This window comes from Bacteroidia bacterium (assembly GCA_033391075.1).
In the GTDB taxonomy this organism is placed as follows: Bacteria; Bacteroidota; Bacteroidia; order J057; family J057; genus JAWPMV01.
This window is the reverse complement of the sequence record JAWPMV010000001.1, coordinates 8033640-8046690: the sequence shown is the minus strand read 5'-3', so window position 1 is coordinate 8046690 and position 13051 is coordinate 8033640. Positions and strand designations below refer to the sequence as shown.

Genomic DNA, 13051 nt, shown 5'->3' with positions numbered 1-13051 from the left:
AGCAATCAGTATCAAGGACAAGAGAAAATTGGACGATTTATATGGAGTTGATATATTTTATAAAGGTTCTGCTAAGAAGGAAGTGGCTGATTCTTGCTATTACGAGTATTGCTATGGTGACGACCTTTCTGATTTCCAGTCAGGCTCCTCCCGTTTACGAAGCGAAAGTTCGATTGGCAACTGGCATCACAGAAGATACTTCCAATCCTGTTTTCTCCCTTGAAAAATCAGGTTCAGCCCTCAAGCATGAGATCGAAGGCAAGTTCAGAACAATGGAAGAAAATATCCTTTCTGATCCTTCCCTCTTCCTATTGGGGTATCAACTCATGATCCACGACCTCAATAATAAATTCCCCTTTCGTTCACTCACTCCCCTGAGAAGAAATAATTCTGCAGAAGAATTGCAGGTCCTCAATCGTCAATTGAAAAGAAAACGTGACTCTCTGACTTCTTTGTCTATCAATGATGAGTTGGAGAAAAAGCATATTGAAAGTATGCGTCAAATGGAGTATGATCCGGAGTCTCTGAGAAAGAAGCTGGTCGTAAGACGAGTTGCAGGTACGGATTTTATAGGAATAGACGCAAGATTTGAAAAACCTGAGCTATCTGCTTTCGCAGCAAATACCCTCGCCCAGGAATTTTCTCGCTATCATGTAAATACCCATGCGAAAGTTGCGGAGAATTCTCTCGAGCTGTTGGAGAAGCTGGTAAAGGAAAAACGAGATGACTTCAATGCGAAAATGCAAACCTGGGATGGTTATACTTCTGAGAAAGCCTCAGAAAATGAGAGCCCTACCAGAAGCATCGTTAGACAGATTGACCGCCTAACCAATGAAAGAGAGCGAGCTAACAAAACGATCTATGATGCGCAGCAAAAACTTTATGATGCCGACAAATTTCTTCCCGAAGCTGCACAGATCTCTTTTCTTGATCCAGGCAGCAGAGGCATAGATAATTCTGTGCTCCTGAGAAATCGCATAGAACGACTGAATTATCGCTATATCAGAGGGAATTTGCAAAATCGTGCATTGCGGGATTCCATAAGAATGACACGTAGAGAACTGACCGATTTGCTCTTGGAGGAAGCGAACAATCGCGTCCCCAATGCAAGCAGCGAAACCCGTTCTTTACTCAGAAACAAAATAGATGCTGAAATACAACTCGAGATTTCCCGAAAAAGAATCGTAGCAATCAATCAGGAAGTTCGGGTCTTGACAGCCAGAGCCGGAAATATAGGGGCAGATGAGTACAGTTCTGATTATGGAAAAGAAGTTCAGCTGGCAAGAGATGCATATTTCCTTTCCCTCAATCAATGGACAACCGCTTTGGCCTTGATAGGAGCTCCGGATTTGGCCTTAGAAAGAGTATCTCAGGTCGAGCATGTGCTTCCCCCTCAAAAACCTCTTCCCTCCAAGACGCTTGTATTAACGGTTCTGGCTGGCCTTGTGGCCCTGGGACTCAGCATGGGAATTATCTTTTTGATCGAATACCTCGACACCAGTATCAAGCACCCGGCCCGCCTGAAAGCCCTCACCGGCATAGAGGTGATCGGTTCTTTGAATAAACTAAAAAATGGAAACCTTGATTTGGTGGCCCTCTTTAAAAGCGACCAAAATGTCAAGAACCTCGAGAACTATAAGCAGCTTCTGAGAAAAATACGCCATGAGGTTAGCGGAGAAAAAGACCAAAGTATTTTGATCACAAGTACCAAGGAAGGTTCCGGAAAAACTTCTCTCATGGTTTCTCTGGCCTATTCTCTGAGCCTGAATGATAGCAAAGTTCTCCTGATAGATACCAACTTCAAAAATCACTCACTTACCGATATAACTGCCGCATCTCCTTCATTGGAAAAATACCTCAACAAGGAGATTTCCGAAAGGGCCCTCATTTCTGGGTCTGTATTTGAGGGAGTGGATGTAATCGGATGTCAGGGAGGGAATTACTCACCTTTTGAGATTTTCAAAAAAGATGAGTTCCAGAAACTGATCACTGCAATGCAGAAGCGCTATGACTATATTTTGATGGAAGGTCCTTCTATCAATGAATTTGTAGATAGCCGTGAACTCAGTCCGGTAGCTACGCGTCTCCTGCCTGTCTTTTCCGCAGAAGAAAGCTTAAGCGATAAAGACCAGGACGCTATCACTTACCTAAAGAAATTTGGCGATAAAGTCATTGGTGCAGTCCTGAATAAAGTGGACATGCGCAATCTTAACTCATGATATTTTTTGAATATCTGATCCTTGGCTATTTCCTGTATGTGGTTGGATACACCGCCTGCTGCTCCCTTGCCGGAATGATCAGATCTTTCAAAAGTCCCCTATCCGATACATGGGATTTCCACAAAATAGCGATCCTGGTTCCGGCTTATAAGGAGGATGCCGTCATCCTTTCCGCTACAACCCGCAACCTGATGGTCAATTATCCCAAGGAATCTTTCGAACTAATTATCATCGCTGACAGCCTTAAAAAGGAAAGCCTTGAAGGCCTTAGGAAAATGCCGGTTAGCCTCATTGAGGTCGACTTTGAGCAAAGTACCAAGGTCAAATCCCTCAACTTTGCCCTGAATAAAATAGAAGAGCAGTTTGATCTGGCCCTGATTCTGGATGCAGACAATGTGATGAAGGAGGATTTTCTTCAGAAAATCAATGCTAGTTATGCCTCTGGATTGACAGCCCTTCAGGGAAGACGGACCGCCAAGAATAAGAATACGGACTTTGCAGTTCTGGATGGATTAAGTGAGATGATCAATAATCATATCTATCGGGAAGGCAATTGCGGGTTGGGATGGTCCAGTTCATTAATTGGTTCCGGGATGGCTTTCGAATTTGATCTGTTGAAAAGCTGTCTGGCCAAGATGGAATCTGTGGGAGGTTTTGACCGGGAACTGGAGGTTTTACTGGTCGAAAAAGGCCACAAGGTAACTTATGTTCCTGATGCCTGGGTGTATGATGAGAAAGTGGAAAAGGCAGAAGTATTTGCCGGACAAAGGAAGCGATGGATTGCCAGTCAATATCATTATCTGTTCAAGTTCTGGCGACTGGGGATGAAAGCCCTGTTTAGGGGGAAATTGGCCTTATTCAACAGCACCATCCTTCGCAACATCCAGCTCCCACGAGTGATCAATCTGGGTTTACTGGGACTACTTGCAATGACTTATAGCTTTCTATCTTCCTGGCTTACACTTTCTCCCCTACTCTGGTGGGCCTTGTTGGGCGTTTTATTGCTTTCTTTTGTACCAGCCGTCCCGATGAGTTACTACAACAAAGACTTCTTTAAATCTTTGGCTAAGCTACCTCAGGCTTTCGGGATCATGTTTTCCCTATTATTCAAACTCAAAGGAGCCAATAAGAAATTTATCCATACCCCTCATGGGCAAAACCCATCGGAATAATGGCCAAAGTCTCCATCATAAGTGTCAACTACAAAGAGTATGAAGCCAGCAGGAGATTTCTGAAGGCCTGTCTAAATCAGACGCATAAGGAGCTGGAACTGATTTTGGTCGATAATGAATCTGATCCCGAGGCATTTTCTCTATTGCAAAGAGACTTTCCAGAGGTGAAGTTGATTGCAGAGAAAAAAAACAAGGGTTTTGCCGGAGGAAATAATCTGGGTATCCAGCAAGCAAAAGGCGACTATTTATTCTTTCTCAATAATGATACAGTCCCTCCACCTGAGTTGGTTGAAAATATGCTCAAGGGGTTCCAAGCATACGAAGATGCTGGAGGAATAAGCCCCAAGATTCTATACCTGCAGGATAAAAAGCGCATTCAATACGCCGGTTATACAAAAATCCATCCATTTACGGGAAGAAATCAGACCATAGGGAAAGAAGAACTCGACCAGGGACAGCATGACAAAGCAAGGGAAACGGCCTATGTGCATGGGGCAGCCTGCATGCTAAAAAGGGAGATTATTGAGAAAGTCGGTATGATGCCTGAGATGTATTTTCTCTACTATGAAGAATTGGACTGGTCTGTGGCAATTCGAAATGCGGGCTATAAGTTATATTATTTCCCGGAAGCTACGGTTTATCATCATGCCTCCTTAAGTACAGGCCAGGACAGTCCCCTAAAGACCTATTACTATTATAGAAATCGTGTGCTTTTTATGCGTCGAAATGTAAGGGGGCTGCCATTGGGTATATTCCTGCTATATTTCTTTTTGATTCTAAGTCCTCTTAAACTTCTTGGTTTTTTTCTTAAAGGCAAAAACTTACACGCCAAATCATTCCTCAAAGCTATATGCTGGCATCTTTCAGGGAAAAAAGCCTGGATTTAGCCGCTTTTTTTAAAATCTTTGACACGCCCTCCTATCCTATCGCCGGGCATTCCTTTCCTATTCGTTGAGAATATTAATCCAATATTCTAAATTTACACTAAATAAATTATTCAACGAATTAAACAATATGCCTAAATCACTCGTTACAGGAGGAGCTGGATTCATTGGCTCTCATGTTGCCAGACATTGTTTGGATCAGGGCCATGAAGTTGTGGTGTTAGACGACTTAAGCGGTGGCTTTGAAGACCATCTTCCTGAGAATGTGCTCTTTATCAAAGGTTCAATTACGGACGCAAAATTGGTCGATGCGCTATTCGACGAATTTGAATTTGATTATGTATATCATCTTGCAGCTTATGCAGCAGAGGGTTTATCCCACTTTATCAGATGCTATAACTATAATACCAATTTAATCGGGAGCATGAATTTGATCAATGCTTCTGTAAGGCATAAAGTAAAATGCTTTGTCTTCACTTCATCTATCGCAGTATATGGTGCCGGTCAGGTGCCGATGATAGAGGATATGGTACCTCAGCCTGAAGATCCTTATGGCGTTTCTAAATATGCAGTTGAGTTGGATTTAAAAGCTGCACATGAAATGTTTGGGCTAAACTACGTAGTATTTCGTCCGCACAATGTATATGGGGAGAACCAAAACATCGGAGACAAATACAGAAATGTCATTGGTATCTTCATGAATCAAATCATGCAGAAAAAACCGTTGACCATTTTTGGAGATGGTGAACAGACGCGAGCTTTCAGTTATATAGATGATGTAGCGATTCCTATTGCGACCTGTGTTGACATTCCTGCTTCTTATAATGAAGTCTTCAACATTGGAGCAGACAAACCTTATACTGTGAATCGACTGGCTGAAGTTGTTTCCAGCCAATTTAAGGTTGAGCTGGATGTAACACACTTACGTGCAAGAAATGAAGTAGTAGATGCTTATGCAGATCACAGCAAAGCGCATAGGGTATTTGGAGCAGGGAGCGGCATCGATCTGGAAGAGGGGATCAACAGAATGGCCAGTTGGGCCAAACGTGTGGGAGCCAGACAAGGCCAGGAGTTTTCAAATATCGAGATTAGGGAAAAATTGCCACAAGGCTGGGAAGTAAAATCCAAAGCCTGATGGATGTTTGATAGTTTGATGTTTATGAAAAAAGGGAGTCCTGAATCAGGACTCCCTTTTTATATGCTATACGAATCCTTATCGGATTATAATTCTTTTGCTTTGAACTCCTTTTGCCGTACTGATTTGGAGGATGTACATCCCCTGACTCAAGTGGCTCAGATCCATAACTTTGGAATATCGGCTAAGAACCGGCTCAAATTCCAGATATACTTTATTACCGGCAAGGTCATACACCTTGATCCCCAGTTCTGAAGGATTATCCAACTCAACTTCCAGGGTAAATGAGCCCTCATTGGGATTGGGATAAGCCTCAAATCTAGCCAGATCTTCAATCTCTTTGTCGATCGGCGTGTACACGGCATTATCATCCAGAGAGATGATCGCGCGAATGAAGAACTCCTGAGTGTTTGCATTACGATCAGGCGCCCAGGTACCACTGGAAACTTCAAAGCTCTGACCAGAAATAGGAGCCGTACCTCCTATAGAAAGTCCTATTATTGACTGCTCCTGAAACCAACCTACATAAAATCCTCCTTCAGTAAGCGTCACAGGAGTGGGCAATACAACCCTGAAATAATCTCCATCAAAATTTGCTGGATCCAGATCATTCCCGGTGAAAGAAGTCCTGTATAGCTCTGGGCCAGGAATGGAACCATCCTGACTTACTCCATATAATCCTACATCAGCGATCTCGAGTCCCGGTGAAATCGGATCTACACTAAGTCGAGCAATCCTGAACTGCAATTCCTTAACCGTTGCAGGATAAGCAGGAGGTGCAAAGAACAATCCTTGTCCATCATCTTCAGCTGTAAGGTTTGGATTGGTAACAAACTCAGGTTCATCCCGATTGATGTAAGACAAAATAATATCCGCCTTACTCGTATCAATGGTAATCATCTCAGCAGCTTCCTGATCATTACCCGGATTGATATCACCAAAAGTATTCGAATTCAGAATCCGTACATCATAATCATACGAACTCTCAAAGGCTGGATAGAAAACGTCTTCAAAAACGAATTCTCTTTCCTGACCTGCGCTTAATCCTCCATATAGGGTATCAATTTCATTTACATACAGTAACTCCAGGGAATCTGTAACCTGGGTCTGGATAATGATCGCGCTATTTACGTCTGCACTACCAAAGTTTCTAATCTTTCCTCTCAAGCGAAATCGAGGTTCTTCTTCCAGGGGAAATGGATTCCATGGAACGAAAAAGCCTTTGTCCCCTGAAGGACCTACAGAACTCACTCCTACGTCTGTAACCGGAGAAGGACTAGTTGGAGGTATGAACTGAATAGCCGTTTGATTGACGGGTTTATCAGTCACCCCTACAGGGCTTGTCCCGGTAGCACTCATGCCAAAAGTTCCTGTGATAGCTTCGATCCCAACCGTAAAAGGATAATCAGCCGAATTATAAGCCGGAGACCAATCGCCAAACATGGTCTTGTACTGGAAAGTAATGCTATTATCATTTCCGTCAAGAATTACCTGAAAGGTATTTGCTCCTTGCCATCCGTCGGCATTATTCACCCAATAAGGAATATTTTTATAGGTAACGATGAAGCGGTTATTGGCCACATCACTCAGGTACAACACTTCTCCCAAATTGGGGTTACCACCTTCGTTTTCTCCTGCATTCAGGTCAGAAAGATATGGGGCAATCAAATCATTCTTACCATCAGTAGAGCGGGGAGAAGGAGGAAATCCATCTGCATTAGATGCAATTACATAAGGAGCAAATGAGATATGGCCATTTGAAGCGATCCATACCTCCGTTTTATTTAGCCAGTAAAATTCAAAATCAATTCCGAGGGGAATGGGACCAACAAAATTATCGTCGCCCAATCCTTCCACAACTGTTCCAGTATTAGAAATCTCCACCCAACTATATTGAGGGCCTCCAGAAGCGGAATTTGTTTTCCAGGTATATCCATAACCATCCGGAGAGGGGCTCTCAGCAGGCCAGGGTAAATCCTGGGCGAAAAGACAAAAACCGAATAGATTTATGAGGGAAAGTAGAAATAATCGTCTCATGCAGAGAAAGTTTATATTAGGTTAGGTGTTTGCGGAATGAACCCATAAATTACATTATTTGCTTATCTTTATGCAAATGTATTAACGGCAATTGCAGCATAAGGCTGCTTCGATTTAGATAAATACTCCGGGTTCGCTATGCTGGATAGAATAACGACAGCACAGATACACTGCTATCTTTCCAATATCAAGTGGGAACTCTTCCATCAATTTGCCGATGAATTTATGGGAGTAAAGGTAGAACAGGTCCAGGCCGATTTGAATAGTCTCCAAATTCAAAATACATTTTCCGTGCTCAGAGCCAGACGCCTTGCCCTCAAACCTGAGGGACTCCCCTGGGACATAGATCTTAGCCTGAGTTTCTTTCGCAAATCAGTGCCTTATGATAGTTGGTTGGGGGTTCAGTTTGCCCGTGATATTTGCCTGGCTACAGGTGCACAAAGCTATTGCGATATACCCGCTGAAGTGGGTATGCCCAGCATCGAATACTATTGGCAACTAAGTTTTTTTCAGGCACCCAATAATGAGCTCATCTCCGAAATTGTCCAATTACAGGAACTGGATGATCAGCATTTCATTGAGTTGGAAAGTAAGATAGTAGACCTGCGCAATTACGAACTTTTCCAAACTCAAATTCCCTATAAATAAGATTCTTCTTACCGCTTTTTTTCCCTTCATTCAGGAAAGGTCAAAGCTCCTCTGCATTCCATGCGGACAGGAAAACTATTCAGATGCAGATTGTAGCCATTCAAACAAAATTATGTGTCCTTCTCTCAAAATTCAGTCAAAAGGACTGAAAGCAAGTGTAAATTTATGAGAATTGGTTTGGGGAATTTACAGAGAGAAGAAAATTGAGGTTCATTGTTGTATTTGAAAAATAAGGATAAACCAATTCTCAATATTTCTCTGTTTTGGTACTAAATATTTCCTGTGAAATATTTAGCTATATAAGCAGACAAAAAAGAATTTAAAATAAGGGAAATTAAAGCAAAAGGAGTTTACTCCTTCCGCGAAATAGATCATGGGGAAGAAAAAACATCAAATATTAGTAGTAGATGATGATCCGAATATTCGGATGCTGCTGGAATTTCTCCTAAGAAAGAAATACAGCATCACTACCCGTCCTGATGGTTTGAATGGCCTCGCATGGATCAGTGCAGGAAATCTACCGGACCTTATCATCCTTGATATTGATATGCCGATCATCAATGGATTTGAGTTTCTCAGTAGAATCAGGGAAAGTGGATTGTACAGAGATATACCTGTAGTTATGCTTTCCGGATATGAGGAAGATGAAGTAAAAGAGAAGTGCTTGAGTAAAGGGCAGTGTGCCTATTTGTTGAAGCCCTTCAATCCGGAAGAAGTTTTCTCTACTATTGAGCAATTATTAACGGTCGAAATGGCGGCTTAATCCTATAAAAAACAAGGCAATAAAATCAGGAATGAAGGCGGTTAGTTCCAAAGGAAATACGATAGAAAGCAAGGTCTCTAAAGCGGACATGGGCGATCTATTGGCTAATCCCATTCATGAGGTCCATACGCAAAAAATCCTCTACATTGGACCTATCGCCAAACAATTCAGTCGAAAATTATTGGCGTTCGATTATCTGGGCATTCCCCTGAATACTTCTTTCAAAGCCTATCTCTGGTTGGAGAAAATGAGTGAATCGCACAATTGGTCCCAAAAAATGGATCAGGACTGCGATGATCTGCCTTGTGCGATTATTTCGGACTGGGAGCTTTCAGATGGAATGGCAACTGATCTCTTTGAGCGCCTGAGGAAGCATGAGACCTTAAAAGAGATTCCGTTTATCATACTGGCAGAGGATATCAGCCAGGAAATGAAATTGAAAGCAGTACAAAGCAAAGTCGACGATCTATATCCTGTAGATGTCAAACTGGAGGATCTGACCAGTAGAATTGCCTTCCTCCAGCAATATAAAAGTCGTACCCTGGAGCTTAATAATGAGCAGGATAAAGAAGAGGAATTTCGCATTCCTGTGGGAAAAAGAATCTTCGATGTTCTGGTTTCCCTGACGCTCCTCCTGCTATGCGCTCCCGTATTGCTTTTGACCGCGCTGATTATAAAACTGGAATCAAAAGGACCGATTTTTTATGTTTCGAAAAGAGCGGGTACCGGCTACAAGGTTTTCAATTTCTATAAATTCCGATCTATGTTCTCCGGCTCAGACGAGCAATTGGAGACTGTACTTCACCTCAATCAGTACAAACAAGCAGAAGATAAAAATATAGATAGCCATGAAAGGTGTATTCATTGCATTGTGGAAGGAAACATGTGCTCCTCTCCCATAATGATCAATGGAAACCAAATGTGCGAAAAATCTTATAAGAAAGTTCAGGACGCTGACGGACGTCGCTCCTCATTTATCAAAATCAAAAACGATCCTCGAATCACTCCTTTCGGTCAAATACTGAGAAATACCAGTCTTGACGAAATCCCCCAACTTATCAATGTACTCAAAGGGGATATGTCTATCGTAGGTAATCGTCCATTACCTCTTTACGAAGCAGAGCAACTAACTACCGATTATTGGGCAAAACGCTTCCTCGCACCTGCCGGCATCACTGGACTCTGGCAAGTAAAAAGACGAGGTAAAGCCTATATGTCTGAAGAAGAAAGAAAAAGAATGGATGTGGCTTATGCAGACAATGCCAGTTTCTGGAATGATCTGAAAATTGTCATCCAAACCATTCCCGCACTTCTTCAACGAAAATCCGTGTGATAAAAATCTGACAAAATCCCGGAAAATCTAGCCGAATGCCCAAAGGACTATATATTCCGGCTAAAATGCCTTAAATTTCCATTTTGATGAAGATAAAGGGATCATATTGGCTCAAGTCAGGGGCATACACCTTTTTGGAACGATTTGCGTTGCAGCTATTTCGTTTCGGAAGTTTCTTCCTGCTTGTCAGAGGCCTTACCCGGCAGCTGTTCGGAATATGGACCATTTTTCTTCTTGTCACCTCCATCATTGAGATGCTGAGATTTGGCTTGATCCAAAATGCACTGGTCAAATACATCAGTACACAAGAAGATCATAAAGTCAAAGGAAGAATCAATACGGCATCTATCATTCTCAATTTAGCCGTTACCTTTCTGACCTCCGTCATCGTCTTTATCCTGGCTCAGGTTGCTGACCGGGCATTCCAGGTACATGTACTGGATCAGATTCTTTACCTCTTCATTTTTACCAATGTGGCCCTTATCCCTTTGGTACAAATGCAGGTAATCCAACAGGCAAATCTGGACTTTAAGGCTATTTTCCTCAGCAATTTACTTCGGACAGGCATATTCTTTGGCTATGTACTCTATGTATATTTAGATCCCAATCAAGCCTATAGTCTGATGCTGCTGGCAGTAGCTCAGGTCTTCGCTGCCATTGCTGCTGCGATCCTATCAATCATACTAGGCAGGAAATACCTCAATTTCTCTGGCAAGCTCGATCGAGATTGGCTCAAAGAGCTTTTTTGGTATGGGAAATTTGTATTGGGGACCAATATAGCCTCCATGCTCAACAAGAGTATAGATCAATTGATGCTTGGACTACTCATCAATCCCATTGCAACAGCTGTATATGGTACGGCAATAAAAATTGCCAATCTGATAGAAGTTCCTACTCAATCGGTAGCAGCCATTGTTTTTCCAAAAAGTGCACAGAAAGCAGAAAAAGAAGGCAAAGGTTCTGTTAAAGGATTGTATGAGAAATCTGTAGGGGTAATCCTGGCAGTGATTATTCCGGGCATCCTCTTTGTCTTGCTCTTCCCCGAGTTCGTGCTTCAGGTAGTAGCCGGGGATAAATATATGGATGCTGTACCCTTATTGAGGTTGACCATGTTGTATGGCTTACTCATTCCCTTCGCTCGTCAATTTGGAGTGATTATGGATTCGATGGGGAAACCACAGATCAATTTCTTTATGGTAGTTGCCAGTGCTGCGCTTAATGTGGTCTTCAATTTCTTCTTTATCTCTCAGTTTGGGATCATTGGTGCCGCCTATGCAACCTTGACGACCCTGCTTCTGCTATTCATCGCAAACCAGTATATCCTCTACAAAGAAATTGGGAGCAATCCCTTCAATGCCATCATGTACTCCCAAAAGGTGTATGCTAATGGATTTCGCCTGCTCTGGAATAAATTGGTGATTCGCGACAAGGCCAACATTCCTGGCAATATTCTTCCTACCACAAAGTCCGAACCTGATGCCCAGCAAGGTTCCTGATATGCTCATATTGGCGCTTGCCCGTTGGGATGCTCCCTATAGTTCCACTGCATTTTCTCTCGCCAAAGCGCTTTCAAAAAAGCAAAGGGTTTTTCTTATAGACAATCCTTTCACCTGGAAAGATTTTATCCTTGGCCTCAAGAATGCTCAAATCCGTAGAAGATGGAAAGCCCTGATTCTGGCCCAAGGAACAATTAGCAATCCTCTGGATGACTTTCCCCAACTCCATATTTGCATAGCTCCTCTGATGCTCCCCATCAATTGGCTACCGAAGGGAAAGCTCTATAATTTGTTTTCCCGGATCAATCAGCATAGGATGAAAAGATTTATTCGGAAAACTCTGAAAAGGCAATCGATAGCATCCTTTCATTTCCTCAATATCTTTAATCCTTTTTATCCCATCTCTCGAGAAGAATTGCCCGATTCACTTTCAGCCAGCTATTATTCGGTAGATAAAATTTCGGAGTCTGTCTATATCCAAAAGCATGGAAGCTATCTCGAAAAGGAGCTTCTGCCAAAAATGGATCATATACTGACGACCTCTTCAGCACTCAGAGATGAATTAAACAAATACACCCAAAAGGAAGTAAGTTTCCTCCCCAATGCTGCCGAAAGTTCTTTTTTTCAGCAGGCACTGGAAAAAACCTTCGAGCGTCCAGACATTTTTGGAGAAAGGGATCAAAAAATAGTCCTCTATGTAGGAGCGATTGGGTTACGGATCGATTTTGACTTATTGGAAAAAGTAGTTCAGGAATACCCGCATTTTCGCTTTGTTTTCATTGGTCCCAAGGGCAATCACTACGATCCGGTTTTGGAAAAATATGATCAGGTCCACTTCACAGGTGCCATTCCCCAGAGACAACTTCTGCCCTATTTCCAACATGCCTCGGCAGCCATCATCCCCTTCAAAGTAAATGCCCTTACCGCCGCTATCTACCCCTTAAAGATCCATGAGTACCTCTCAGCAGGAATTCCGGTAATTAGCAGCTCCTTTTCAGCAGATATAGATGCTTTCCAGAAAGAAATCTTTCTCGCCCAAAACCATTTTTCCTTTGGAAAGTTAATAGAGAAAGCAATTCAGGAGGACACAAAGTCGTTGAGACTAAAGAGAAGCTCAGTTGCTAGCCAGCATAGTTGGGATTCCAGAGCATCGGAACTACAGGTATTTTTGGATCATTCACATTAGGGTAATATTTTGACCATTGAGCAAGTGATCCTGTCGGATAATACCAAATAAGAAGCAGTTTCTCTAGAATTCAAGTATATTGAATACGCATTCAATCGCCTTAGCTATTTAATAAAAGTAATGGAGCCCAAGAACCCTCGAGAACGGAAGTTTGTTCTCTCGAATTTTGAAAGAGTCC

At 42.4% G+C, this 13051-nt stretch carries 10 protein-coding genes; 9 read left to right on the top strand and 1 reads right to left on the bottom strand.

The window, feature by feature from the left end:
• Positions 1-41 precede the first annotated feature (41 nt).
• From R8P61_31950 to R8P61_31935, 4 genes are all read left to right on the top strand, one after another.
• Positions 42-2219, top strand: a complete 2178-nt coding sequence (locus R8P61_31950) for an AAA family ATPase (protein ID MDW3651739.1) — start codon at positions 42-44, stop codon at positions 2217-2219.
• On the top strand, positions 2216-3391 hold the full coding sequence (locus R8P61_31945; GenBank protein ID MDW3651738.1) for a glycosyltransferase family 2 protein: 1176 nt from the start codon (positions 2216-2218) through the stop codon (positions 3389-3391). Before R8P61_31950 ends, R8P61_31945 begins: the two co-directional genes overlap by 4 nt.
• Complete coding sequence (locus R8P61_31940; protein ID MDW3651737.1) at positions 3391-4278, top strand: glycosyltransferase family 2 protein; 888 nt, start codon at positions 3391-3393, stop codon at positions 4276-4278. The genes R8P61_31945 and R8P61_31940 overlap by 1 nt, the downstream gene beginning before the upstream one ends.
• Before the next feature lie 127 nt (positions 4279-4405).
• A complete protein-coding gene (locus R8P61_31935) occupies positions 4406-5410 on the top strand; it encodes an NAD-dependent epimerase/dehydratase family protein (GenBank protein MDW3651736.1) in 1005 nt (334 codons plus the stop codon).
• A gap of 78 nt (positions 5411-5488) precedes the next feature.
• On the opposite strand, the gene R8P61_31930 is transcribed toward R8P61_31935, so the two are convergent.
• A complete protein-coding gene (locus R8P61_31930) occupies positions 5489-7447 on the bottom strand; it encodes a T9SS type A sorting domain-containing protein (protein MDW3651735.1) in 1959 nt (652 codons plus the stop codon).
• A 138-nt stretch (positions 7448-7585) separates the two neighbouring features.
• Between R8P61_31930 and R8P61_31925 the strand changes: the two genes are divergently transcribed.
• From R8P61_31925 to R8P61_31905, 5 genes are all read left to right on the top strand, one after another.
• Positions 7586-8095 (top strand): hypothetical protein, encoded by a 510-nt coding sequence (locus tag R8P61_31925; protein MDW3651734.1) that lies wholly within the window; start codon positions 7586-7588, stop codon positions 8093-8095.
• 373 nt (positions 8096-8468) lie between these two features.
• Positions 8469-8858: a response regulator gene (locus tag R8P61_31920; protein ID MDW3651733.1), complete on the top strand. Its 390-nt coding sequence runs from the start codon at positions 8469-8471 to the stop codon at positions 8856-8858.
• Between the two features lie 31 nt (positions 8859-8889).
• Positions 8890-10191, top strand: coding sequence for a sugar transferase (locus R8P61_31915; GenBank protein MDW3651732.1), 1302 nt, complete (start codon positions 8890-8892; stop codon positions 10189-10191).
• Positions 10192-10277: 86 nt separating this feature from the next.
• Positions 10278-11687 (top strand): flippase, encoded by a 1410-nt coding sequence (locus R8P61_31910; GenBank protein MDW3651731.1) that lies wholly within the window; start codon positions 10278-10280, stop codon positions 11685-11687.
• Positions 11668-12873: a glycosyltransferase gene (locus R8P61_31905; GenBank protein MDW3651730.1), complete on the top strand. Its 1206-nt coding sequence runs from the start codon at positions 11668-11670 to the stop codon at positions 12871-12873. The genes R8P61_31910 and R8P61_31905 overlap by 20 nt, the downstream gene beginning before the upstream one ends.
• Positions 12874-13051 lie beyond the last annotated feature (178 nt).

Excerpts from the sequence above, each read along its gene's own strand:
- R8P61_31925 (MDW3651734.1), top strand. The coding sequence starts at position 7,586 with ATGCTGGATAGAATAACGACAGCACAGATACACTGCTATCTTTCCAAT.
- R8P61_31930 (MDW3651735.1), bottom strand. The coding sequence starts at position 7,447 with ATGAGACGATTATTTCTACTTTCCCTCATAAATCTATTCGGTTTTTGT.
- R8P61_31945 (MDW3651738.1), top strand. The coding sequence starts at position 2,216 with ATGATATTTTTTGAATATCTGATCCTTGGCTATTTCCTGTATGTGGTT.
- R8P61_31905 (MDW3651730.1), top strand. The coding sequence starts at position 11,668 with ATGCCCAGCAAGGTTCCTGATATGCTCATATTGGCGCTTGCCCGTTGG.
- R8P61_31950 (MDW3651739.1), top strand. The coding sequence starts at position 42 with ATGGAGTTGATATATTTTATAAAGGTTCTGCTAAGAAGGAAGTGGCTG.
- R8P61_31920 (MDW3651733.1), top strand. The coding sequence starts at position 8,469 with ATGGGGAAGAAAAAACATCAAATATTAGTAGTAGATGATGATCCGAAT.
- R8P61_31915 (MDW3651732.1), top strand. The coding sequence starts at position 8,890 with ATGAAGGCGGTTAGTTCCAAAGGAAATACGATAGAAAGCAAGGTCTCT.
- R8P61_31940 (MDW3651737.1), top strand. The coding sequence starts at position 3,391 with ATGGCCAAAGTCTCCATCATAAGTGTCAACTACAAAGAGTATGAAGCC.
- R8P61_31935 (MDW3651736.1), top strand. The coding sequence starts at position 4,406 with ATGCCTAAATCACTCGTTACAGGAGGAGCTGGATTCATTGGCTCTCAT.
- R8P61_31910 (MDW3651731.1), top strand. The coding sequence starts at position 10,278 with ATGAAGATAAAGGGATCATATTGGCTCAAGTCAGGGGCATACACCTTT.